The sequence below is a fragment of the Soonwooa sp. genome (genome assembly GCF_030151385.1).
Lineage (GTDB): Bacteria > Bacteroidota > Bacteroidia > Flavobacteriales > Weeksellaceae > Soonwooa.
Map to the genome: position 1 here is coordinate 98,106 of NZ_JASLDS010000046.1, position 22,593 is coordinate 120,698.

22 protein-coding genes and 1 riboswitch are annotated in these 22,593 nt (G+C 34.4%); of the genes, 4 read left to right on the top strand and 18 right to left on the bottom strand.

Going from position 1 to position 22,593, the window contains the following annotated elements; translation table 11 throughout:
* Positions 1–5: 5 nt before the first annotated feature.
* The 4 genes from Q1V95_RS08605 to Q1V95_RS08620 are packed head-to-tail and all read right to left on the bottom strand — an operon-like array spanning position 6 to position 6,667.
* Positions 6–2,273 (bottom strand): DUF5074 domain-containing protein, encoded by a 2,268-nt coding sequence (locus Q1V95_RS08605; protein WP_300672737.1) that lies wholly within the window; start codon positions 2,271–2,273, stop codon positions 6–8.
* 29 nt (positions 2,274–2,302) lie between these two features.
* Positions 2,303–3,556, bottom strand: coding sequence for a cell surface protein (locus tag Q1V95_RS08610; protein ID WP_300672739.1), 1,254 nt, complete (start codon positions 3,554–3,556; stop codon positions 2,303–2,305).
* A 13-nt stretch (positions 3,557–3,569) separates the two neighbouring features.
* The gene (locus Q1V95_RS08615; RefSeq protein WP_300672741.1) at positions 3,570–4,706 is read right to left on the bottom strand and encodes a DUF5074 domain-containing protein; all 1,137 of its coding nucleotides are present in this window, start codon (positions 4,704–4,706) and stop codon (positions 3,570–3,572) included.
* Complete coding sequence (locus tag Q1V95_RS08620) at positions 4,703–6,667, bottom strand: TonB-dependent receptor (RefSeq protein ID WP_300672743.1); 1,965 nt, start codon at positions 6,665–6,667, stop codon at positions 4,703–4,705. The genes Q1V95_RS08615 and Q1V95_RS08620 overlap by 4 nt, the downstream gene beginning before the upstream one ends.
* Positions 6,668–6,833: 166 nt before the next feature.
* A riboswitch (cobalamin riboswitch) is annotated at positions 6,834–7,018 on the bottom strand.
* A 191-nt stretch (positions 7,019–7,209) separates the two neighbouring features.
* Here Q1V95_RS08620 and Q1V95_RS08625 point away from each other — a divergent pair.
* A complete protein-coding gene (locus Q1V95_RS08625; RefSeq protein WP_300672745.1) occupies positions 7,210–7,776 on the top strand; it encodes an ACP phosphodiesterase in 567 nt (188 codons plus the stop codon).
* A gap of 129 nt (positions 7,777–7,905) precedes the next feature.
* Here Q1V95_RS08625 and Q1V95_RS08630 read toward each other — a convergent pair whose 3' ends face one another.
* From Q1V95_RS08630 to Q1V95_RS08685, 12 genes are all read right to left on the bottom strand, one after another.
* A complete protein-coding gene (locus Q1V95_RS08630) occupies positions 7,906–8,652 on the bottom strand; it encodes a CPBP family intramembrane glutamic endopeptidase (RefSeq protein WP_300672747.1) in 747 nt (248 codons plus the stop codon).
* A 142-nt stretch (positions 8,653–8,794) separates the two neighbouring features.
* A complete protein-coding gene (locus Q1V95_RS08635; RefSeq protein ID WP_300672749.1) occupies positions 8,795–9,385 on the bottom strand; it encodes a DUF6624 domain-containing protein in 591 nt (196 codons plus the stop codon).
* A 448-nt stretch (positions 9,386–9,833) separates the two neighbouring features.
* Positions 9,834–10,499, bottom strand: a complete 666-nt coding sequence (locus Q1V95_RS08640; RefSeq protein ID WP_300672751.1) for a hypothetical protein — start codon at positions 10,497–10,499, stop codon at positions 9,834–9,836.
* 7 nt (positions 10,500–10,506) lie between these two features.
* Positions 10,507–10,977: a hypothetical protein gene (locus Q1V95_RS08645; RefSeq protein WP_300672753.1), complete on the bottom strand. Its 471-nt coding sequence runs from the start codon at positions 10,975–10,977 to the stop codon at positions 10,507–10,509.
* Positions 10,978–11,164: 187 nt separating this feature from the next.
* Positions 11,165–11,497 carry a gamma-glutamylcyclotransferase family protein gene (locus tag Q1V95_RS08650; RefSeq protein ID WP_300672757.1) on the bottom strand — a complete coding sequence of 111 codons (333 nt, stop codon included), beginning with the start codon at positions 11,495–11,497 and terminating at the stop codon, positions 11,165–11,167.
* The gene (locus Q1V95_RS08655; RefSeq protein ID WP_300672760.1) at positions 11,494–12,114 is read right to left on the bottom strand and encodes a GDSL-type esterase/lipase family protein; all 621 of its coding nucleotides are present in this window, start codon (positions 12,112–12,114) and stop codon (positions 11,494–11,496) included. Before Q1V95_RS08655 ends, Q1V95_RS08650 begins: the two co-directional genes overlap by 4 nt.
* Before the next feature lie 106 nt (positions 12,115–12,220).
* Positions 12,221–12,748: a DinB family protein gene (locus Q1V95_RS08660; RefSeq protein ID WP_300672762.1), complete on the bottom strand. Its 528-nt coding sequence runs from the start codon at positions 12,746–12,748 to the stop codon at positions 12,221–12,223.
* A 191-nt stretch (positions 12,749–12,939) separates the two neighbouring features.
* Complete coding sequence (locus Q1V95_RS08665; RefSeq protein ID WP_300672764.1) at positions 12,940–13,260, bottom strand: barstar family protein; 321 nt, start codon at positions 13,258–13,260, stop codon at positions 12,940–12,942.
* Positions 13,261–13,264: 4 nt separating this feature from the next.
* Positions 13,265–13,855: a matrixin family metalloprotease gene (locus Q1V95_RS08670; RefSeq protein WP_300672766.1), complete on the bottom strand. Its 591-nt coding sequence runs from the start codon at positions 13,853–13,855 to the stop codon at positions 13,265–13,267.
* Positions 13,855–14,406: a ribonuclease domain-containing protein gene (locus tag Q1V95_RS08675; RefSeq protein WP_300672768.1), complete on the bottom strand. Its 552-nt coding sequence runs from the start codon at positions 14,404–14,406 to the stop codon at positions 13,855–13,857. The genes Q1V95_RS08670 and Q1V95_RS08675 overlap by 1 nt, the downstream gene beginning before the upstream one ends.
* A gap of 10 nt (positions 14,407–14,416) precedes the next feature.
* On the bottom strand, positions 14,417–15,208 hold the full coding sequence (gene nadE, locus Q1V95_RS08680; protein WP_300672770.1) for an NAD(+) synthase: 792 nt from the start codon (positions 15,206–15,208) through the stop codon (positions 14,417–14,419).
* 22 nt (positions 15,209–15,230) lie between these two features.
* Positions 15,231–15,761 (bottom strand): GNAT family N-acetyltransferase, encoded by a 531-nt coding sequence (locus Q1V95_RS08685; protein ID WP_300672772.1) that lies wholly within the window; start codon positions 15,759–15,761, stop codon positions 15,231–15,233.
* Between the two features lie 112 nt (positions 15,762–15,873).
* On the opposite strand from Q1V95_RS08685, the gene Q1V95_RS08690 reads away from it, so the two are divergent.
* The 3 genes from Q1V95_RS08690 to Q1V95_RS08700 all read left to right on the top strand — a co-directional run bounded on the left by Q1V95_RS08690 (position 15,874) and on the right by Q1V95_RS08700 (position 18,577).
* Entirely contained in the window at positions 15,874–16,869 is a 996-nt protein-coding gene (locus Q1V95_RS08690; RefSeq protein WP_300672774.1) for a gliding motility protein GldB, read from the top strand.
* A gap of 11 nt (positions 16,870–16,880) precedes the next feature.
* Entirely contained in the window at positions 16,881–17,204 is a 324-nt protein-coding gene (gldC, locus tag Q1V95_RS08695) for a gliding motility protein GldC (protein ID WP_300672776.1), read from the top strand.
* Between the two features lie 230 nt (positions 17,205–17,434).
* Entirely contained in the window at positions 17,435–18,577 is a 1,143-nt protein-coding gene (locus Q1V95_RS08700; RefSeq protein WP_300672778.1) for a cystathionine gamma-synthase, read from the top strand.
* A gap of 140 nt (positions 18,578–18,717) precedes the next feature.
* Here Q1V95_RS08700 and Q1V95_RS08705 read toward each other — a convergent pair whose 3' ends face one another.
* The gene (locus Q1V95_RS08705; protein WP_300672780.1) at positions 18,718–19,968 is read right to left on the bottom strand and encodes a hypothetical protein; all 1,251 of its coding nucleotides are present in this window, start codon (positions 19,966–19,968) and stop codon (positions 18,718–18,720) included.
* A 38-nt stretch (positions 19,969–20,006) separates the two neighbouring features.
* A complete protein-coding gene (locus Q1V95_RS08710; protein ID WP_300672781.1) occupies positions 20,007–22,445 on the bottom strand; it encodes a TonB-dependent receptor in 2,439 nt (812 codons plus the stop codon).
* Positions 22,446–22,593: the final 148 nt, after the last annotated feature.

Genomic DNA, 22,593 nt, shown 5'->3' on the forward strand with positions numbered 1-22,593 from the left:
TCAAATTAGTTTTTAACCAATTTTCTTTGATAAGATGCTTTGTCTGTTGTCACTTTAACAACGTAAACACCTTTTGCAAGGCTTCTTACATCCAATTGGTTGTCCACGAATGGCAATGCGATGCGTTTTCCTGAGAAGTCGTAGACTTCAACATTCGTTACTTTATCACTAGATTTCAGACTGACGAAATCAACTGCAGGATTTGGATAAACTTGAAGATCAACTTTAGAAACATTATCAGTTGCTAATGTTGCAGAAGCAATAGTCATCGTATGATCAACTACTTTTCCATTTGAGTTAAAGCTAAGTACCAAAGACGAAGTTCCTGACATAATTGGTGTAATAACAAGTTCGTCATTTTCGTTGATTTCAGCTGAAATAAATGGGTTTTTGTTTAATGATTTAATGCTTGCTACAACTCCCGCTGAAAGGTTATCTTGATCAATCACTTTGTTTTTAAGATCGATTTTTGTAACGCCGTTAATCGTCAAACTATCTGGTAAACTTGGACTTACAACTGGATCAAAAACATCTGGGAAAACCGTCACAGCTGGGAACCAATAGTAATCGTTAAGCGTTTGTGTTTTAACCACAGCACCTGTTGTATCAATAGTATGAATCCAGTTCTTTTGGTAATGTGCTCCGTAACCACTTTCTGTCGTATTCAAAATTAGTTTATCAGAAACAGGGTCAACTCTCAATGCAGCGCCGTAAGGAATTTGTTTGTAAGTTCCTGTTTGTCCTGGAATTGCAGAGAAGTTTTCGTTAAATGTTTTATTAGTCACATCAAATTTTACAACTTGTGTTCCCGAAGCCCAGTCACTAATAGAATTAATCCAGTACAAAGCATTTTGTTGTGTACTTGCTGTGAAACTTCCTGCATTCCAAGCGCCCCATGCTCCAATATATTTAGTCGTTGGGATTGGATATTCTGTTGTCGCAAAAGTTGTTGGGTTAATGTTAATCAACTTTTTATCCTGAATCGCCCAAACACTTCCGTCTTTAGCTTGTACAATAGAATGGAAAGCTCCTGCAATTGTTGTTTTTAAAGTATGTGTTTTTGGATCGATTACAAGAACGCCTGTAGTTTGTTTAACAGCAAAAACATATTGAGAGGTTCTAATCATATTTCCGATTTGACCCGAATAAGTCGCACCGCCGCCTGTTCCAACAATCAAATCACCAACTTTCATATTAGCAATATCGAAAAGATAAACACCATTAGACGCTGCAATATAACCTGTATTTTGATCAATTCCAACGAAAGAACGTCCATCACCACCTCCGATACTATCGAAACCAGCAATTTTCTCCATCGTCTTCGCATTCGCAACAACTAATCTTCCACCTGCACCATATTGTGTATCACCACCATCTTTCTGTTGTTTAGAAATGAAATAAAACTTATCACCATAGATTGTCCCGTACTGTGTCGTTGCACCAAAAGCTTCATTGTTGTTCTTCTCGCTGTACACACGGTAGTAGATTTGATCGTTATTTCCTACGAAATTAACAGAACCGTTGGTATGCCCGAACCACTCTTCATTTACCATAAAGAATCCTTTGGTAAAATCTGCTTGCGCGGAATACACGGACACTGGTGTAAAAGTCGTTGCAATATCTTGTGGCATCATATCAACATTGTAGTTCCATAAATCCCAAGAACCATCTACCAATTGACGTCCCGTTGCACCAACTCCAGAATATCCATAATCATCCTCGGCGGTATCTTTCACCCAGTATGACCAATAACCTTGGTACCAGCCTGATTGCCAATGATCATTGGCATCAATTGCTTTGTATTTATCAAAATCGTATTCTGTAGTATTAACAATACCATCTAATGGATAAAGCGGATAAGTAGTGTTGTTGTTTTTGTACAGACCTACAGTTCCTTTCCCATCTAGATCGAAACCAATACCAGCAATAGCGCTACCATATTGTGTCCCTTGATAAAGCAAAGTATAAAAACGCTTGTCCACTTTTGCAATCGCTTTTACCATCTCCTCACCTGTTGCCTCGCCATCCCAACGGAATCCCCAAACAAGCGCATCAGGATTTTTTTCATCATTCCATTGGACTGCTAAAACTGCTTTTTTTGATCCAGTCCCAACCCAATAGACAACATCGTCCATGGTAAAGCCATTTTTCTTAGCTTGTTTTTTTTGCGTTATGTTTTTAACCTCTGATCGAGGAACGCCTTGCACTGTTACTTGAGCATTCGTAGAGAATGCAAAAAGAAACAGCAAAAAGAAAAGATACATCTTTCTCATAAGTACTGATTTTTATTGTTTTTGAAATTTTATTTAAAATGTAAATCGTAAGCGCCAGCAACTTCTGTGGAGACTTCACCTAACCAACCAGCTTCTTGATTGATACCTGTATAGACTTTTACGAAATCGATACCTGGAAGTTTGACATAATTGCCGTATTTATCTACAGCCCAAGATATATCGATGTTAGAAGCATCATCATCATTAGGGGCATTGTCGGCGTAACCATAGGCATAAGATTTGCCAACCCAATAATTTCCTGTACCACTTTGGTCATAGAAATTATCTTTAAGGCGCGTACCTCTTAGTTTATAAGACAATTCCGAAAACCATAATGGATAGTAACTTTGCGCATGGAATGTATTTCTTGTTTTGAAACCTGAGTTCCCTAGATTGTCTTGCCATTTAATATACTCGGTATCGGTTTGCCAAAACTGAGAACCAGGCACTGGCGTTTTATTTTCATCCGGTTTGAAGTAAGTGATCTCGTAATTCTTAATCGTAGTATCTTTAAAATATTCACTTCCTGCAATCTCGTACCACTCGTCTTCATCAGGTTTTCCATTTTTATTTCGGTCGTATGCCACCATGATAATACCAGGCTCACAAGAACCAGTTCTTTCTTCAATAGCATCATTTGCCCAAAACGCATTTCCTAAAATTTTGAAATCACGTCCATCATAATTAGGAATAGTATGGTCAAACCCAAAAACAACATAACCGCCAAATCCGCCTAAAGTAATCATCGTCGCATTGCCACCGACAATAGATTCTTTAGCTTTTTTAATCATTTTTTCTTGAGTATCACCAGTGGCGTACTCAGGAATTTCATTAATAAACTGTCCCACAGCAGGTTTAAAATCAAATACATCAGAAATATACTTGCTATACGTTTTTGGTTCTTTATTAACAATAACATGCGTCTCATATTTCTTAGTGTTTCCATTTCTTTCCGCTGTCAAAGTCAATGCATAATCTTTTGAATAACGCGAAATAAATTCTAGCTTTGATACATTTTCCGCTACAATCGAATCATAAGCGACTGTGGTTGTATCTACAAGCTTTGTTGTTCTAATACTCCATGTAAGTTTTGTATTAGTTTTTAATCTAGAATCGATATCTAAGACTTTATAACGATTTGTAGAATATTGGCTGTCCAAAGCATTTTCTGGTAATACTTCACCATTATCAAATTCCTCGCGATCCGATTTACAAGCAACAAGTCCAACAAGCAAGCTGCTTGCAAAACCTAAAGTCAATATTTTTATAGCATTTTTTTTCATAATTCATTAGATTTTATTTATACAGAAAAACAAAATGCGCTGGGATATTTCCAGCTTCAGTTTTCCATTTGAATTTTCCATTTTTATCAAAACAATACACAAAACCCATCGACACATAATTGCGCGCATCTGTCATGTAGATATCTTCCGTAATAGGATTAACCGCAATACCATAAGGTGTTTTTATAGCATCGGCATAGGTTGATTCGATAATGTTTTTAGAAATAATTTGTTCGGTTTTAACATCGATAATTCCGAAAGATTTGGTGTAGGTATGCGTGTTGTAATTAAACTCGTTACCATAATAATAGAGCTTATCATTAACAATAGTCATCTCGCTGACAGCAACGCCAAAATCTTTTTTAACCTTCCCGGAAACAGGATCAACCAAATATAAGCTCGATGGAATGCTGTAATAGTCACCGCGAGAACTCACATATAAATCGCCGTAATTATCCTTTTCGATATGGTGAAGATTGATTGCAACATCAATTTGTCTTAATTCTTTAAATGTCGCTAAATCTACTTCCGACACGGTTCTATCGTAATTAGGAAAACGGTAACCACCAGAATTGGCAACATAAAGTTTGTTTCCAATAATTTGCATTTCTTCTGGTTGATAACCTACGGTTACCTCTCTCGTAATCGCCAAAGAAAGTGTGTCTATTTCTGCGACTTTACCAATCGGTGCGTTAGGATCTAACACGACTGGACCTGCATAACTGCTTGCATAAGCTTTTCCATCTTTGAAAGCCATATAACGGCAGTTCTGAAGTTTAATCGTTTTGATACGCTTGGCAGTTTTAGCATCTAGAACTTCAATTTTGTTGGAAACATTGACCACAACATACATTTTGCTTCCGTAGATTTTGATATCGTTCCCGACATCGCCTAATTCTTTAACTACCTCTGGATTAATATCAGCATAGATATTTCTGTGGTAAGTTCCCGTTGCATAGTCGAAGTAATCCAAAGTCGATTTGTTACTTCCCATATTTCCTTCATTTAAAAGATAAAATCCTTTGATAGCTGTATTTTGTGGAGGTTCCAAACCAGACTCCACTTCGGGACGAACAATAACATCATCCGTTCGACAAGAGAAAATCAACAATAAAAGTGAAAATGAAAAATATAGTTTTAGATGTTTCATAAGGTGTAATTTAGGATGAGACGGAAACTTCTGCCAGGCATCGGAAAATTGATAACCACGTCATAATACTGATTGAAAATATTGTTCATTTCTAAACTTGCTTTAAACTGATGCTGCTTCCAACGGAAAATCTTTTGTACCGACAAGTCGTGCGTATACCAAGGCTGCACATAGTTGTACTGAATGTTATCTTGGTTAACATCGTAACGCTCACCAACATACATTGCACTGTAATTAAAACTCCAATCTTTGTAATCCGCCATCATCGTAAAAATCCCACTGTGCCATGGCGTGTACGGAATTTGATTTTTGTAAAAAGTATCCTCAGGATCGCTGACATCCTGCGCTTTTTGATAAGTATAAGAAACTAAAGGTCTTAGTTTCACATTGCCAATCTTGAAACTAGCTTGTACATTAACATCAACACCTCGAATTTCCACGCGACCAAGATTCATCATCAACCAACGGAACATACTGCCATTGGGTGCTGCCACAATTTTGTCCTGAACTTCATTGTAATAGCCATCAACTTTTAAATAAAACTCTTGAAAAAAATCATTTCTAAAACCTTTATGATAAGTAAAACCGACATCGTATTGCGTGGTATATTCAGGCTTTAGATAGGTATTCCCAATATTAGTGTAATACAAATCGTTAAAAGTTGGCATTCTAAAAATCCTTTTGTAGAAAGCTCTTAGCGTTAAATCTTTATTATTAAATGGCTGATAAGCAGCATAGAAAGCGGGTGTCCATTCTCGACGGTCTGGCGATTTCGCATTTTTTTCAACGTTTTCGTGCACGAAAGTTCCTAGAAGACTTCCCATAAAACGCAGTCGACTCCATTGGTAGGTCGATGCTAGCGCCACCAAATTGGTATAACGCGTCGGATAAGAAAAGTTGACCAAATTAGCATCCAAATTATTAAATTGGAAATCGCCATTCAAGCTGACATCCCAATTGGGCGTAATCGTGTAGATGTTAGAAGAACTGATATAGACTTCGCGCTGGGTATAAGCATTTTCCGACCTAATCACATATTCTGTACGAACAGTATCTGCATAATAGGTGTAGTCGTAAGCAAATTTTGCTTTTAGTTGGGTTTCGAATTTTGGAAAAAGTTTCTTTCGGAAAGTACCTTGGACAAAATAATTGTCATCCGTCATCCTTGCACCACGAGCTCCAAAGCGACCATTAACAATCGCCGCAGGAATACCACGATTGGAGTTGTAAGCGTAACCACGGATACTCCAAGTTCCGTTTCGTAATGTACCATTTATTGAGGTTTCAAAACGCTTGGCTTTGATGTCAGAATCTTGTCTTTTTGCAATCGTGTCATAAGCAATCGCACCATCTGGATATCTTTTGAAATAGCGAAACTTGTACACGCCATCACTTTCCAGATATTCTGAGCTAAAACTCATCGCAAGTTTATCTGACAGTTTCTGCTCTAGCCTAAAAGATGGATTAAATAATTGTATCGTACTATTTTTGAGTCTGATAGAAAGGTTCGTTTTTTTGTCACCCGTAAAAGATGGCGTTTTTGGCTGAAGATAAATAGCACTCGCTGAGGCAAAATCTTTTGCAGGTTGGAAGATTTCACTTTTTTGACCATTATATAAGGAAATATTTTCGAGGTCATCCAAGGAATAACGTCCCAAATCGACCAAACCATTTTGTGCATTTCCGAGTTGGATACCATCATAGAAAACGCCAACATGTTGACTTCCCAAACTCCTCACGTTAATGGTTTTGAGACCACCAACACCGCCATAATCTTTAATTTGTACTCCCGAAAAATATCGCAAAGCATCTGCAACCGACTGACTGCTCAAGCGTTGCAAGTCCTCTCCACTCAAAGTCTGCGCCGGAATCACTTCCTTTAGATCACGCTTGATAACCACAACTTCTACGATTTCTTTTTTTGAAATTGTATCATGGGATTGTCCAAAAACTAAGGACATAGCAAGAAAAGCCACAAGAAATGTCGCTCGAGAAATCGATAAAAAAAATCGTGTCACCATTAGCTCATTTAGAATAATGATGACGCTAATGGAAAATAAGAATACAAAGTAACCACGCACAATTGCACAGCAACTTTATTGTTCTAGGCTTTATTCCACGAAAGCGCCAAACGTTAAACATCCTGGCAGGTCTTCTGACTTACTTCATTTTCGGAATCCTTCCCATTCTAAGAACAGTGGATGTAATTTCCGAAAACCTTGTGTGAAGCTTACAGCAGCGGGTCTGTCTGGGATTTTCACCCAGTTCCCTTTTAAAGCTTTTTATAGCTCACCAGTTTTGCAAAAGTATTAAATATTAATCAAACAAGAAAGCCTTTTTCGTTAAAGTACGAAATCGCAAATTATTTTTCTTATTTTTAAAATATTTTAGAAAAATTTATCTAAAACAATAAGATTCACTTGGCACAAAAAAGTATTTAAAAGAAATAAATTGCTTAAATTGTATTTAGTTTCATAACATTAAAAATCGTACAAACATTACAATGAATTATCTTGCACACTCTTATTTATCCTTTACTGATGGGCAACTTGTTGGGAATATGATTGCAGATTTTATCAAAAATAATGAGCGCGAAAATTTTCCTTTAGAAATTCAAAAAGGTATCAAACTGCATCGCGCAATCGATAGTTTCACCGATACACATCCTGCAGTATCGCAAGCGAAAAAAATTTTTAGTCCTCTGGTAAGACTTTATGCAGGTGCATTTGTCGATGTGGCATTCGATTATTTTGTAGCACATTCTATGTCGGATGAAGCACTTTTTGAACATTCGCAGAAAGTCTACAAAACACTTTGGAATTACGAAGAATGGCTTCCAGAGAATTTTAAGATAATGCTAAAAAAAATGGAGGAAGACAATTGGTTATACAATTATCGCGAAGATTGGGGCATAAAATTTAGCATGAAAAACGTGCTTAACAAAGCCAAATATTTAGAAAAAGATATTCCCGTTTTTGAAGCATTTTTAAGTCATAAAAAAGAAATCGGAAAAGAATTTGATATTTTCTTTCCCGATATTAAATCTTATCTCGATACTTTGGATTTATGATTTATTCTTTTTTCGAATAAAAGAATAAATAATACGAATAACAACTCCTTTCTATTATAACAAGCCTTGCATTTGACTAGTTCACCTCTTCGTTAGGTTACGCTAATACCTATTTAGCCACAGGCATTTTTAAAGATTTTCAACAGTTAAAAATACTAAGTGCGTAAATATATGCGCAATCATTGCTGTCTCAAGTCCCTTTTTCCAATACAACCAACCAAATATCAGTCCTCCAATAAAGTTCCCTAATATTATGTAAGAAATTAGTTGGATTGACGGATTGGAAACCAAACTAGCAACTACTGGTAAATGTCCAAGCCCAAACAATGCAGAAGATATAATAATTCCGACCCAATAAATCCACGAGTTTTTATTCTTTGAAATTTTAAACAAAATCCAAACAAGAAAAGTCATAATTCCAAATCTCATAAGAATTTCTTCAGTAATTCCTCCATAAAAAAATCTATTCAAAACATTTGGTTTAAATTTTTCAAGTTCAAGTGGAATATAATTATGAAATATATTTGAAACAATTGTTAATAAAGTTCCTCCCAAAATTCCTCCCAAAATTCCAAATTTTAAAATCACTTGCCATTCGATTTTACTATTATCTTTAAAAGCAATTTTTTCAAAAAAAGGAAGTTTGAAATTAACTTTTTCATAAACCAGTGTACCAACAGTTACTAAGATTATTAGCATAATAGTTGGGTTCATTAAGGACAATAATTTAAACTGAAACGGCGTCAGGATTTTCTCCATTTCTAGTTTCGTATTTTCAGATACAGGAATTTCCATTGTCAATATTGATAAAATTCCAATAAAACCAAATACAAAAAGTAATATTCCGAGCCTTAATTTGGGCGGTATTTTTTTCATATGCTTCTAACTAACTTTGAATTTTAAAACTGATAATCAAATAGTTATCTTTTTTTTCAAACCTTTAGATTTGTACAAAACCCGAATTTGACTACGTCACCATTTCGTTCGGTTTTGCTAGTAAAATGTTATGTGTCGGATTTTAATTCGGATTGAACTGAATATTGAAATACTTTAAATAATCCTCTATTGGTTCCATTCCCATTTCTTTTCTTCTTTCATTCACAGTTTCAGGATTTTCTAGTTTATACAACTTAGCGTTTTCAATCTGAGAACCATATATTTGGGGTTTTCCGTCGTCCATTAACATTCTATCTTTCATCAATGCATATTGCTGTTTAGATAAGTCTCCATTTTCTACCGCTTTCTCTATTTGTGGAAAATACTTTTTCCTGATTTCTTTAGTACTATGTTGCAGTCCCAACCAGATTGCATCCATTTGTTTTTGCCCCACCTCTTTTAATGTTGGCATACCACATTTTTCAATAATACTAATCACTAATTCTTGATTTCTATGATCTTCTTTAGCGTATTTGATTAGTTCATTTGATTTTCTAATCCTTTGGTCACTTTCTAAAACATCGTTCAAGATTTGAAGTTTTTTGCTGCAATCGACTTCAACAATATCAACTGAACCGACATAGACAAATTTATCCCTATTCATATAAAGGAATATTGACATTATTAAAACAAGAGCAGCAAATATGCTGAATAATATTTTTTTTATTTTCATTTTTATTTTTGGTTTACAAAAGCAGTGGCATACAAATATTACAAATCCTTATATTACACTTAATCACAAAGTAAATACCAAATACAAAATGAATGTCGCTTAAGTTGATTTTGTCAGTTTTTTATGACAATATTTTATTAAATATTTAAAAAAAACATGTTATTAATTTAATAAAAATTACTTTTTGTCATAAAATCGCAGACAACGGGAAAAGTATTGGCGTATTTTTAGAGAACTAATAAAGGATTATCTTGATATTCTCTTTCCCGATTCTTGATACTTTGGATTTATGATTTATTCTTTTTCAAATTGAAGAAAAAACAATGTGAAACTGAAAGTTCGCTGATACTAAAAAAAAAGAAAGAGGCTTTCTATTGTAACAAGCCTTGCATTTGACTTCGTCGAACCACTTCATTAGGTTTTGAAAATAAATTGTTAGCCAACTTTTTTATTTTAACATTATATTCATTCCAATTATGCTAATTAGTGTGAATCCACTGACGGCTAAAAATAAATAAATGATGTTATTGTTAGAAAGTTTTTTTCCATCTTTAAAAACTAATTTTCTAAATTTCTCAGAAAACAAAACTAATAACGCACTTACAAATAATAATGATAATGCCGAAATAACACCAAGTCCAAATGGAAATTTATTTGCCGAATAATTTAGAAAAAATGGAACGAAATCATATAGTAATAATAAAACCCATAAAATTATGAATGATATCGCAACATTATTTTTTATCAAAAATCCACTCATTTCTGGCCTTTCATTATTCTTAATACTTTCATCTTTTATTTTCGGATTTATATTATTTAAGAATCCCGTATTTTTAATTTCTTCCAAAACAATATTTGGATCTTGGAAAGTCCAAAAAATTATCTTTGAACTATATTGGGGAACCTTGTGGTTTATCTTTATTCCCTGTCCAAGTATAGGAATCAAAGTATAAGCTTCTATTGAGCTAATGTCTTCGGGTCTAAAAAAATAACTACCAACTATAGATGCGTTAATTTTTAAAATGCTTTTATCAACATATAAGCTTACAAAAGGATAGCTAGCCCATGAAAGTCCAATTCTAGCACCTCCCGTCAATTCGTAAGTTTTACTCATTTAGGATTTACTTTCTATTCTTCAATTGTTTTTCAGGGAAAATAATCATTTGATTTGGCTGTTCTAATGGTTCAATGTCAAATCTATATAATTCTGGTTTTTCGTTGTTCATGTTATACGTAAAAATAAATCTCAAACTATCACATTTTAAATAATATTCGTAGATATAAGCTGTTTGATCAGTTCCTCCAATATTTTTCATGGTATAAAAATCAACAAATTTCCCATCTCTATTTTTCCAATCACAATTTTTTGCAATTCCAGCTACAACTTGTTGAACTTGGCTCTTATTAGGAAAATTTTTAGTAGGAAATTCTTTTAAAATAGTTTCATTGTCCAAATTTTCAATAATGTAATCTGCATTTTTTTGTGCAAGATTAGATTTTTTCATATTTCCGTTTCCAATGAAAAACAAAATTGCAGCTCCTATAACAATTAGAAGAAAAATTGCTCCAATAATTTTTAAAGTTCTATTCATATTTTAAATGGGTATTTATAAAATGTTGACTACCATTAGTATCAGCATATTTTTGGAAATCTAGTAAAGCATTATTTTGACATTTCATCTGAATTGAGAATAACAAAACAAATATTCCAAATACAAGTTTAATTTTCTGTATCATTTTAGTCCATAAGTTTTACCAATGCAATTGTAATATGCAGTGCTATTTTTTAATATAAATAAAGCCTTCTTTTCCTGATAAGAATTGAGTTTTTATCCTTTTATAATCGCTTACCTCATATTCATCAGCTTTTCTTAGTTCTTCATCAGTGATAGAAAAAAGAGTTCCTTCGACTTTATCATTAATATTTCCACTATAAGAGATTATTGGGTGAAATTTTTCCTCAGATTTTCTTAAAACTTCTTCATCCAGAATTTCAATAAATTCGAGTTTATATTCTTGTAAAAAATCTTTTTCTCCTTTTAGTATTCTTCCAAATGTTTCAATTTGTACATTTTCTTTCTGAAGTGTACCATACGAAAATAATAAATTCATAAATATTTTTCTAAAATCGGTTTTATACAATCACTAATTACTTGATAGCCTTTTTCATTTGGATGAATGCCATCTTTCGATATATATTCATCAGTAAATTTTGAAAACTTCGAGTTAATGTCTAAATAAGTAACATCTTCTAAGACAGATACACGCTCTAATACTTTATTATATAGATTAACCCTTGCATTAGTTCTTGTTTTTCCAGATGAAACCGTGACGCCATCTATTTCTGATTTAATTGGGATTATACTAATTAAATATATTTCGGTTGTGTATCTTTTCGCAATTTTTACAGCCTCCTTGATATTTATTTCAAATTCTTGTACGGGAATTGTTTCTTGATTATTTTTTATTGCTAAATCATTGGCTCCATAAAACAAAAAAATCAGATTATGTTCTGGGGATAATCTTGCTAAAATTTCATTATTAATTCTTGAAAGTAGGCCCTTCGTATTTTCGCCTCCAATTCCTAAATTAAATGCATTGACTTCTTTTGCATCATCATTGTAATATCTACTATGCAAATAACGTTTTAAGTTATCAACCCATCCTCCGAGAATTCCGTCATATTCTCCATAAGTTATACTATCTCCAAAAAATAAACTATTTGTCATAAACGATGTCTTACAGCATTACACATAATGTTAGTATTGGCGCATTTTAGCGGAGCTACTAGAGCATTAATTTGAATTTAGAATAACAAATATTCCAAATGTAAATTTAATTTTGGGTATCATTTTGTCCCTGAAGTCTTGGCAAATAACGCTCTTCGATGATATTAAGATGATGAATATTGTGACCGACAATCAGCTTCCCAATTGTTTCCACACTTATAGAATTGCCGTTGGCATTACCTTTTAACTGTAATACCTCATCGCACAAATCGTCAAAAAATAAGATGCTTGCTTTTCTGACAAAAGAAAACTCGTCGATTAGATTTTCGAGACTTCTATCATTAGCATGAGAATTTTTAGCCCAAAGCTCTTCATCAAAGCTTGGCAATTCTGCAGGATCTTGCCTTGAAAAACGCATCGCGCGATACGCAAAAACTTTTTCGGTGTCTATTAAATGTTGTAATAATTCTTTGAGCGTCCATTTGCCATCGTCATAAGCGAATAGACCTTGCTCTTCAGTCAAATCACTGAAAACACCGAAAGTTCTTCCTCCAGCAATATCCAAAGCATCGATCCACTCCTCATTTGGAACCAAATCCAAATAACGTTGAATGTATTTTTCGAAATCTGTCATAGTTTAGTTTTTATTGAATAATTATTAAAGATAACAATTATTCGTTAACCCATTCGTAAAATTTCACTTCATTATAGATTTAAAATTCACAAGTTGGGTACAATTGATTTCCAATGTTATTTTGTTTTCCTGTTTTAAGAAGATTCCAAAAGTATTTTCTTCGAGACCGGTATCAAATTTTCCGAGTGATCTTAATCGGTTAAATCGTCTTCGGAATCGCCATCTTCATCATCCTCGAATTGTTCCAAATAATATGAAAATGTAAAACCGTCAACCTCTTCTTCCGCATCTTCCAAAGTTCTTAAAAGATCTTCAAAAGTATCCAATTGATCAACGCTCATATTAACAAACTCGATGTGAAGTGGCATTTCCAAATCTCCCGAAATAACGTCGTACAAAGCGTCTAGATTATCTCCAAAATAATCAGGAAGTTTAATTTTCTTTTTTAATTCGGCATAAAAATCTTCGTAGTCACCTAAATCTACAAAGTCGATATATATTGTATTTTCCATAAAGTTAAAATTTCCAATCTTTTGTTTTTAAAAATGATTTACACTTGTCGCAAAAATCTACTACTTCTTTTCCAAAGCTTTTTCCTTCCGCACTTTTCATTAGGCAATTAGGATTTGGACAATGTTTCAGTCCTTGCGTATGTCCCAATTCGTGGATTGCCACCTTAAAAAATTCTTCTTGCCTACTTTCTTTTTTGGTTCTAAAACTAGAAGCTATTGCAGATTTTCCTGGTCGATAAGCTAGCCCAAAAATTCCGAAATCTGTAATTTTTCCTTTTGTAGCGCTAATATCTTTATTAGTCAAGCCCAATGTTACAAAATTATCTGCTGTTCTTTCACTTAAATATTTAATTAAAGAATCTGCACGATAACGATTTCTTTCCTTATAGTAAGCTTCTTTTGGGAGTTTAATTTTCTCCAAAATTTTGACATTTGGATAGTAGTTTTTTATTTTTTCGGTAACAAAATCCACATCCGAACTTGGCACCTCGCCCAACGCTTGCACTAAAATTACAACTTCCTTTTTAGCAGGTTTTGAAATCTCTTTTTCTTTTTGACAAGAAATAAAAATCAACAGAATAATTAGCCATCGCATTATTGCTGTTGAAAAGTCTTATAATGGTCTTTTGACACGAAAACCAATCCGTCGTTACTGAAAACAATTCTGTCTGCATCGCGATGTCCACAAGAATAATTGACATCGGCTTCATAGTAAACGCGTCCTCCTTGTGTTGGCAGATTTTTTTCTCGGTTCGAAAATCGATCCCCTCCAATAGCTCTTCCAGGTAGGACATCGCAAAGATTGCCTTTGCTAGGCTTCCAGCCAGAAGATTTTGCTTCGCGTTTTGTGATATAATAGTCTGGCAATTGTTGATGCGCTTTGATATAGGCTACTACAACCACTTCCTTGGTTAAAGCATCGATGGATTGTCCACCATTATCTTGGCTCGTATTTTCGTTATATTTTTTATTCTTTTTCCCAGAATGTTGATCTTGATTAAAATCGGAATTTGGATTAAAATCTTGCGTCGAAACTTCTGTCGAGTGATTAGATCGAGACTTTGATGGACTGATAAGATACATCACCAAAATCCCAGCAAGAGCGCCAACAACGAAGAATAAAAAGGTTTTTAGTTTTGGATTCATTTAAAAAAAATTAAGATTTATACTCCTTTGGGATTTCACAAATCGGAATCGGATTAATCTTGTGCAAAGTAGCACGATGCATCCTTTGATAGATGGCAAACACTTCCTTTTCGCGACCTTCGTAATCTTCAGGCTTTTTGCTTTGATCTTGCTCCATCGCCCACTCTAGCTCTGGATAAGTTGCGCCAATCTGCTGCTCGTCGGTTCTTTCGATATCCCAAAGTCCATCGGTAGGAATTGCTTTTTGGATGCTTTCGACAACATTAAGATATCGCGCTAATGTGTAGATTTGTGTTTTGTATAAATCGGCGATCGGCGAAATATCGACGCCACCATCGCCATATTTTGTAAAAAATCCAACACCAAAATCTTCAACTTTGTTTCCAGTTCCTGTTACCAAAAGTCCGTGAATCTGTCCATAATAATACAAAGTTAACATCCTAAGACGTGATCGAGAATTGGCTAAAGCCAATTGCTCGGCAGGAAATTCTTGATCCGGAACATCAACCGTATTTTGAAACGTGTCAAAAGTTGGCGTCAAATCTACTCGTAAAGCCTCAACATTTGCAAACTTAGATTCCAAATCTTTGATATGCTCTTGCGCACGATTAACCTCAGCTTCTTTTTGACGAATCGGCATTTCTATTAACAAGGTTTTAAGTCCTGTTTTAGCAGCCAAAATAGAAACAACTGCTGAATCTATTCCTCCCGAAACACCAACAACGAAGCCTTTCATTCCAGAATTTTGGGCGTAATCTCTAAGCCAGTTAACAATATGATTTACTATTTTTTCAGATTGCATTTTTTATTTTTTTGTTTAAATTTTAAAAAGATTTTGCGTTGATTTCGTACCAAAAACAATCGCCATCTGGTTCTGTAAAAGTTCCTGTTTTGGTAAAACCTAATTTAGTAAGAACATGATTGGAAGCACCATTTTCAGAATGCGCGTATGCATAAAGGTTGTCAAGCTTCATCTCATCAAAAAACTTATCAACGAAAGCTTTTCCAGATTCGGAAGCATAACCTTTTCCCCAAGTTTCAGGAAGAAAACGATAACCCAATTCATAAAAATTTTTGAAACCATTAATCTCGGAATCGTTAAATTTTAAGCCACTCCAGCCAATCAATAATCCTGAATCCTTTTCGACAACGGCAAATCTACCAATGCCAAATCGATCATATTGATCACGGATCATCTTGATAACTTGTGTGGATTCTTCTGGCTTTGACAAAGTAGGCACGCCAATATATTTCATCACTTCTGGATCGCTGTCCAAAAGGTACAATCTGTCGGCATCAGAAAGTTCGAGAGGTCTTAAAATTAATCTTTCGGTTTCGAAGGCGTTGAGCAACATTAAAATTCTTATTTTTGTAGTTTCAAATTCTTAGGTAAAATTAAAGATTATTTTCTAGCCGACTTTAGAGAAACTTTGATTTTTAAAAGAAATTTTCAAAAGTATCAAAATAATGAAGAAACTTATTGCAAGTCTATCGATTGTCACGTTGTTGTTAGGTTTTAATTCTTGTAAAAAAGAAGCCGAAAAACCGCAATGGGAGCAGGAAGTTAAAAATCCTATCCAAAAAATTGACTTGGTAGATATTTCGGAGAAGTTATACGATCCAAAGGTATCGATGGAAGATTTTAAGAAAGATTTTCCGTGGTTCCAAGGGACCGTGCCAGATGATGCTTTTGTAGAGCGCAGAAAAGATCCTGAAGAAATAAAAATCTACAAAGACGCTATTTCGAAAATTGATAAGGTTAAACTTAACAATGATTTGGCTGCACTTTTTTCGCACATTAAAACCTATTTTCCAAGTTTTAAAACGCCAAAAGTTTTCTTGTATTCGACGGCGGTTTATTACGATAGTATCTTGTCTCCAATTTTTTACAAACCAGAGGAAAACTATCTATTTATAGACATTTCCGCTTTTATGGGTTATGATAACAAGGCTTATAACGGCATTGATAAGTACATTCAAAAATCAATGAATCCCAACAACATCGTTCCAAAAGTGTCGATGTCTTTTGCGGAACAAATGGTACCTAGGAATCCAAAAGAATCTAAATTTATTGATGAGATTATCTACAATGGAAAAATCCAAATTTTACAAGATATTTTCTTGCCAGATACGCCTGATTTTTTAAAAATAAATTACACCAAAGAGCAGGAAGAATGGAACATCGCAAACGAATTTAACATTTGGAATTACTTCGTAGAAAATGATTACCTCTTCAAAACAGATGCAGATTTGGCAGGTCGTTTTATCCAGCCTGGACCTTTTTCGAAATTCTATACAGAAATAGATAACGAAAGCTCGCCGCAAGTTGGCGTGTGGACAGGATGGCAAATTTGTCGAGAATATCTTGCAAAAAATCCAAATGTAAAAATCCCTGAATTTTTAAATAAAAATGCCACCCAAATTTTTAACGGCTCTGGCTACAAACCAAAAGAAATTAAATAAATTATTATACAATGAGAAACACCCAAATAACGATAAATGTAGAGCTTGACGAAAACCACGTTCCCGAAAAAATGACTTGGAATGCTGAAGATGGCGGCGTTAAAGCGCAAGAAACTAAGGCAACAATGATTTCAGTTTGGGACGACAATGCGAAAGAAGCATTACGTATCGACCTTTGGACCAAAGATATGCAAGTGGACCATATGAAGCAGTTTTTCCACCAGATTTTGGTGTCGTTAGGACATACTTATCAACGTGCAACTGGTGAAGATGATGTTGCGGAATGGCTAGGTGAAGTTGCTGAAGAATTTGCAGTAAAGTCAGCTATTAAGTAGTTTAGATTTTTGATTTACGATTTATGATTTATGATTTTAGTTTTTAGTTTTTAGTTTTTAGTTTTTAGTTTTTAGTTTTTAGCAAAATTAATTCATAATTCATAATTCATAATTCATAATTCATAATTCATAATTCATAATTCATAATTCATAATTCATAAATCGTAATTCATAAATCGTAATTCGTAATTCATAAATCGTAATTCGTAAATTATAAAAAATTAAAATATATGAAATTCAATACAAAAGTGATCCACGGTGGTCAACAACACGAGCCACATACAGGATCTGTTAATGTACCCGTATTTTTAACATCAACATTTGCACAAAAAAGTCCAGGACAATTGCGTGCTGGCTACGAATATTCTAGAGGTGCCAACCCAACACGTCAGGCTTTAGAAGACGCTTTGGCTTCTATTGAAAATGGTGCGAGAGGTTTGGCTTTCGGATCTGGATTGGCAGCAATCGATTGTGTATTAAAATTATTAAGTCCTGGTGACGAAGTAATCGCTGTTGACGACCTTTATGGTGGAACTTACAGAATGTTCACAAGATTGTTCGACAAATATCAGATTAAATTCACTTTCGTAAACTTTGACCAAGTTGATACCATTAAAGATGTTATCACCAACAAAACGAAACTTATTTGGTTAGAAACACCTACCAATCCTTTGATGAAATTGGTGGATATAAAAGCCGTAACCGATTTAGTAAAAGGAAAAAATATTTTGGTTGCTGTTGACAATACTTTTGCGACGCCTTACATCCAAAGACCTTTGGATTTGGGCGCTGACATTGTGATGCATTCTGCGACGAAGTATTTAGGTGGACACTCGGATGTTGTTGCTGGTGCATTGGTTGCAAAAACGCCTGAGTTGGGCGAGCAGCTTCACTTTATCCAATTTGCAAGTGGTGGAATTTTAGGTCCACACGATTCTTATTTGGTGTTGAGAGGTATCAAAACATTATCTCTAAGAATGCAACGTCATAGCGAAAACGGTGTTAAAGTCGCTGAGTTTTTAGAAAATCACCCTGCGATTGATAAAGTATATTACCCAGGTTCAAAAAATCATCCACAATACGAATTGGCAAAAAAACAAATGAGCGAATTCGGAGGTATGGTTTCTTTTACTTTTAAGTCAGGAAAAAAAGAAGACGCGATTAAGTTTTTAGAAAATCTAAAAGTTTTCACTTTGGCGGAATCTCTTGGTGGTGTTGAATCATTAGCAAATCATCCTGCTTTAATGACACATGCTTCGATCCCTGCGGACAAGCGTGCAGAACTTGGCATCACTGATGATTTGGTAAGATTAAGTGCTGGTATCGAAGACATCGAAGACCTTATCGCTGATTTAGAGCAAGCTTTGAAATAGTTGATGGCTACTAGCTTTTGGCTGTTGGCTAAAAGCTGTCATAAAATAAAATCCCGAATCAAATTTTTGATTCGGGATTTGTTTTAAAAAATAATATGAAGAAAAAAAGCTTTTAAGTTTAATTTCTAAAATACATTGGATTAGTTACCAGCGTCTGCTACATCAAAGCTTGTAAGACCTGTCCAACCTTTTGCCCAATCTGGTAAAGCTGTACTGTTACCAGCGCCAGTTGCGTTTGCATTTTTAGTGAATGCTTTTGACAAATCTGGATTTGGATTAGCTGTTGTTGCTTTAGCTTTCCATTCTGTACCAACGTTTACAAAACGTACATTGTTGATTTTTGTTCCGCTATTGAACCAAGTATAAGTTCTATCTGTTTCGAAATCCAAACCAGTTTGGAAGTTTGCGATAACAACATTGTCAAAATTACCATGAGAACCAGCTCTGATTTTCATCCCTTGCGATTCTGCACCTTTACTATTTCCGATAAATGTTGCATTTCTAACAGTAGGGTTAGATATTCCACCATTTGCACCATTGGTTGTATTAGGGTCTGTATCCTGAGAATCTGCCTCGATACCTCTGTTACCTGGCTCTACTGCATTAATAAATTCTTTCATTCTAGCTGCATAAAGATAATCTACAGTACCACTCCAGCTTTCTGTCCAGTCGAAAGAATCATCTCCAACACCAGTTACAATAATGTGATCTAGGTTAACATTACCACCGAACATCTCCACACCGTCGTCACCACCGTTAGTTACATACACATAAGAAACTGTTGTACCACTACCAACACCGAATAATGAAAGACCATTAAATTCTTTCTCAGGGCTGTATTTATAACCTGAATCTTTGATAACCAAATATTTAATAACCCCAGAGTTATCAGTTTTATTAGTACCACCGTATACAAGATCTCCAAGTTCTGAAGTTGAAGTACCACCAGCACTTCTGTTAGACGGCGCATTTCCTAAAACTACGATACCACCCCAGTGTCCTTGCTTGTGCTCTGTACCTTCAAAAACAACTGGCTTAGAAGCTGTACCATTGATGAAGATTTTTGCTCCTTGCTCTACGATTAGATAAGTTGCTTCATAATCACCATTCGCTTTGATTGATCCTTCCACTACTTTAAAGTGTGTTCCCTCTGGGATTGTAAGAGATCCACCAGCTTTAACAGCAACTTTACCTGTAATGGTATACACTTTTGACGGATCCAAAGTTACGTTACCTGTGATATTACCTTTAAAATTGTTAGCATCAATACCAGAATTGTCGATTACCGCAGTTTCATCTTCGTCTTTGCTATTGCTACAAGATACAATTACTGAAGTTGTTGACGCTACTAATGATAAACCAAGAATAGCTTTTAAAAATGTTTTTTTCATTTTACTTAAATTTTTAGATATTTTATTTTTATTTAATTTTAAAATTTATAGCTTAAACTAAGACCCATTTGACGACCTTTTGTAAAATCCCTATGGATGTAAGTACCAGAATCGTTTATCTGCTCAATTTTAGAATGTGGATTAAGTAAGTTCTTAGCACTTATTCCTACTCCTATTTGTTTTAATGAAAAGTTTACATTAACATCTAAGATGTCTTTGGCAAGCTCATAGAAATCCCCTACTTTATTAGTTCCGATGGCATAAAGGTTTTTCCCAACACGAGAGTAAGAAACAACCAAATCGACAGTGTTATCGCCACCCCATTTGTAATTATATCCAACATTAGCATTAGCCAAGAAGTTAGCAACGCCTTGTACTTCATTTTCAAGTTTGCTAAACTGTGCTGTTTTACCATTATTTTCTTTTGCTAACTCAGATTCATTTTTAAGTTTTTGTTGCGATTGCATGAAAGTTCCATTGACAAAAGCATAAACTTTGGATTTGTTCCAACTATAGATATCTTTTCTAACTTCAGCTTCTGCACCATAGATATAGCCCCAATTTGCAAGATTAAAATAAGTCATATCACTTGGCGCTGCCGAAGAAAATGTACTTCTACCAATTGGATTTTGGATGTATTTTCCAAAAGCAGTCACCGAAAATACTTCACCACTTTTTGGGAAAAATTCCCACTTTAGATCAGCATTATAATTGTCTGATGGATACAAAAATTGGTTACCATAGACGTTCGCCGTTACATCATAATATGCAATAGGAATCAACTCTTTTGGTTGTGGTAACGTATAAGTTTTTGAAGCTGCAAATCTTAGGTTTTGTCTGTCACTAATACTATATTTTGCGTTAAGCGCTGGTAAAAACTTGTTGTATTGTTTGTCCTTTTTTCCTGTACTTAAAATGTCGCTCCAAGTATTGTTAAATTTGATATAATCAAATCGACCACCTACTTGCAACGTCAATTTATCTGACAAAATCATGTCAAAATTTGCAAAACCAGATTGGATATTTCGTTCAATGGAATATTTACTTTTCTGAACATTATAAATAAATGTGCTATTATTAGATGCATTAATGAAAGCGTCAATATCTTCATAATTTACAATAACAGAATTTGTAAAATTCATCCCTAAAGTTGTTTGGTTAAATTTTCTATCCTTATAAGATCCATCATAACCTACAACCAATTTGTAATTTTGGTTAAATTTCTTGGTTAAATAAATATGACCTAAATAAGTTTTGTCTTTTAAATCATCAAAATATCTGTGATTGTTAATTGCACTTCCTGCAAGAAGCTCGTTAGTCTCTGCATTAATGGTATTTTGCATACGATCTGGTCGTTTGCTATCAACTAAATTAGCTGCTAAAGCCCAATCCAACGACCAACTATCATTAATATTATGATTCCCGAATAGTTGATTAATCCACGTATCTGTCAATTTGTTATCGCCTCTGTTAATGATAACATCTCTGTCAACATCGTAAGAATGCCCTTTGTAGATTTTTGCATCTTGTTGAGAAGAGTGGATATAATTGGTAGTGAATTTTAATTGATTATTTGCATTGATTTTATAATCAACATTTAGCAAAGCTGTCGTGTTGGTTTTATATTCTGATCTTTCAACACTAAAATCCTTGTTTGCATCACCATTTGCAAAATAGAAACCTTCGTGACCTTCGCTATACTCGTAAGAGTTGTCAAAACCAGCATATCCAAATAACGAGAATTTCCCAAGTCGTGCACCACCTTCAAAATTCATACTTGTATTAAAAGGATTTTGTGCATTTTTGAAATTCCATTTTGTTGTAAATGGATATCTTTTTGTAGGATCGCCCTTACGATAATCAGCTTCTTTGTAACCAAAAAATCCAGGTCCTCCGTCTTGAAGTTTAAAATTAGATTTATCAAAAGTTTGAAGATTGATAGAACTTCCCAATCCTATTTTGAAATATGGTTTTCCACTATGCGATTTAGAAACGATGTCGATATTAGCACCTCCAAAATCTCCTGAGAATCTAGGATTGTAGACTTTGTCCAACGAGATATATTCTATCATCGATGTTTTGAAAATCTCCAAGTCGATGTTTTTAAGTTCGGGATTATCCGACGGAATCTCAAGTCCATTAAGTGTTGTTCCGTTATAACGATCTCCAAGTCCACGTACAAATATCTGTCCGCTACCTTCTTGTTTCTGTGTTCCTGTAGCTTTTGTTACCGCTGTTGCCACATCGCCAACACCTTGTTTTTCTAGTTGGACAGAACCAACGCGCTCGATAACTTCTACAGATTTTCTTTGGAGATTGATAAGGTTAGATTCTTTACCTTTCTTATTACTTCCTTGGATAATGACACCTTCGATATGTTTCGTTGTTTTGACGGTGTCATTTTTTTGTTGTGCAAGTATTGTAGTAGACGCGCCTAATAGGAACAATACTCCAATACTGAGTTTGTTAATTTTCATTATTACTTTCTTACTTTTTTCTTCGCTGACAAAGTAAGCCCTGTAAGTCTTGAGATGTTGTATCTAAATTTTTAAGTATTTTTTAAGTAATCCTTAAAATTCCGTTCATAATGTTAATTTAGTTTTAACATCTGAATTATTTTTAAAC

Coding starts and splice junctions, on each gene's coding strand:
- gldC (WP_300672776.1), top strand. CDS start 16,881: ATGAGAAACACCCAAATAACGATAAATGTAGAGCTTGACGAAAACCAC.
- Q1V95_RS08660 (WP_300672762.1), bottom strand. CDS start 12,748: ATGACAGATTTCGAAAAATACATTCAACGTTATTTGGATTTGGTTCCA.
- Q1V95_RS08640 (WP_300672751.1), bottom strand. CDS start 10,499: ATGAGTAAAACTTACGAATTGACGGGAGGTGCTAGAATTGGACTTTCA.
- Q1V95_RS08625 (WP_300672745.1), top strand. CDS start 7,210: ATGAATTATCTTGCACACTCTTATTTATCCTTTACTGATGGGCAACTT.
- Q1V95_RS08685 (WP_300672772.1), bottom strand. CDS start 15,761: ATGTTGCTCAACGCCTTCGAAACCGAAAGATTAATTTTAAGACCTCTC.
- Q1V95_RS08615 (WP_300672741.1), bottom strand. CDS start 4,706: ATGAAACATCTAAAACTATATTTTTCATTTTCACTTTTATTGTTGATT.
- Q1V95_RS08650 (WP_300672757.1), bottom strand. CDS start 11,497: ATGAATTTATTATTTTCGTATGGTACACTTCAGAAAGAAAATGTACAA.
- Q1V95_RS08705 (WP_300672780.1), bottom strand. CDS start 19,968: ATGAAAAAAACATTTTTAAAAGCTATTCTTGGTTTATCATTAGTAGCG.
- Q1V95_RS08610 (WP_300672739.1), bottom strand. CDS start 3,556: ATGAAAAAAAATGCTATAAAAATATTGACTTTAGGTTTTGCAAGCAGC.
- Q1V95_RS08655 (WP_300672760.1), bottom strand. CDS start 12,114: ATGACAAATAGTTTATTTTTTGGAGATAGTATAACTTATGGAGAATAT.
- Q1V95_RS08630 (WP_300672747.1), bottom strand. CDS start 8,652: ATGAAAAAAATACCGCCCAAATTAAGGCTCGGAATATTACTTTTTGTA.
- Q1V95_RS08635 (WP_300672749.1), bottom strand. CDS start 9,385: ATGAAAATAAAAAAAATATTATTCAGCATATTTGCTGCTCTTGTTTTA.
- Q1V95_RS08605 (WP_300672737.1), bottom strand. CDS start 2,273: ATGAGAAAGATGTATCTTTTCTTTTTGCTGTTTCTTTTTGCATTCTCT.
- Q1V95_RS08675 (WP_300672768.1), bottom strand. CDS start 14,406: ATGAATCCAAAACTAAAAACCTTTTTATTCTTCGTTGTTGGCGCTCTT.
- Q1V95_RS08700 (WP_300672778.1), top strand. CDS start 17,435: ATGAAATTCAATACAAAAGTGATCCACGGTGGTCAACAACACGAGCCA.
- Q1V95_RS08620 (WP_300672743.1), bottom strand. CDS start 6,667: ATGTCCTTAGTTTTTGGACAATCCCATGATACAATTTCAAAAAAAGAA.
- Q1V95_RS08710 (WP_300672781.1), bottom strand. CDS start 22,445: ATGAAAATTAACAAACTCAGTATTGGAGTATTGTTCCTATTAGGCGCG.
- Q1V95_RS08645 (WP_300672753.1), bottom strand. CDS start 10,977: ATGAATAGAACTTTAAAAATTATTGGAGCAATTTTTCTTCTAATTGTT.
- nadE (WP_300672770.1), bottom strand. CDS start 15,208: ATGCAATCTGAAAAAATAGTAAATCATATTGTTAACTGGCTTAGAGAT.
- Q1V95_RS08665 (WP_300672764.1), bottom strand. CDS start 13,260: ATGGAAAATACAATATATATCGACTTTGTAGATTTAGGTGACTACGAA.
- Q1V95_RS08690 (WP_300672774.1), top strand. CDS start 15,874: ATGAAGAAACTTATTGCAAGTCTATCGATTGTCACGTTGTTGTTAGGT.
- Q1V95_RS08670 (WP_300672766.1), bottom strand. CDS start 13,855: ATGCGATGGCTAATTATTCTGTTGATTTTTATTTCTTGTCAAAAAGAA.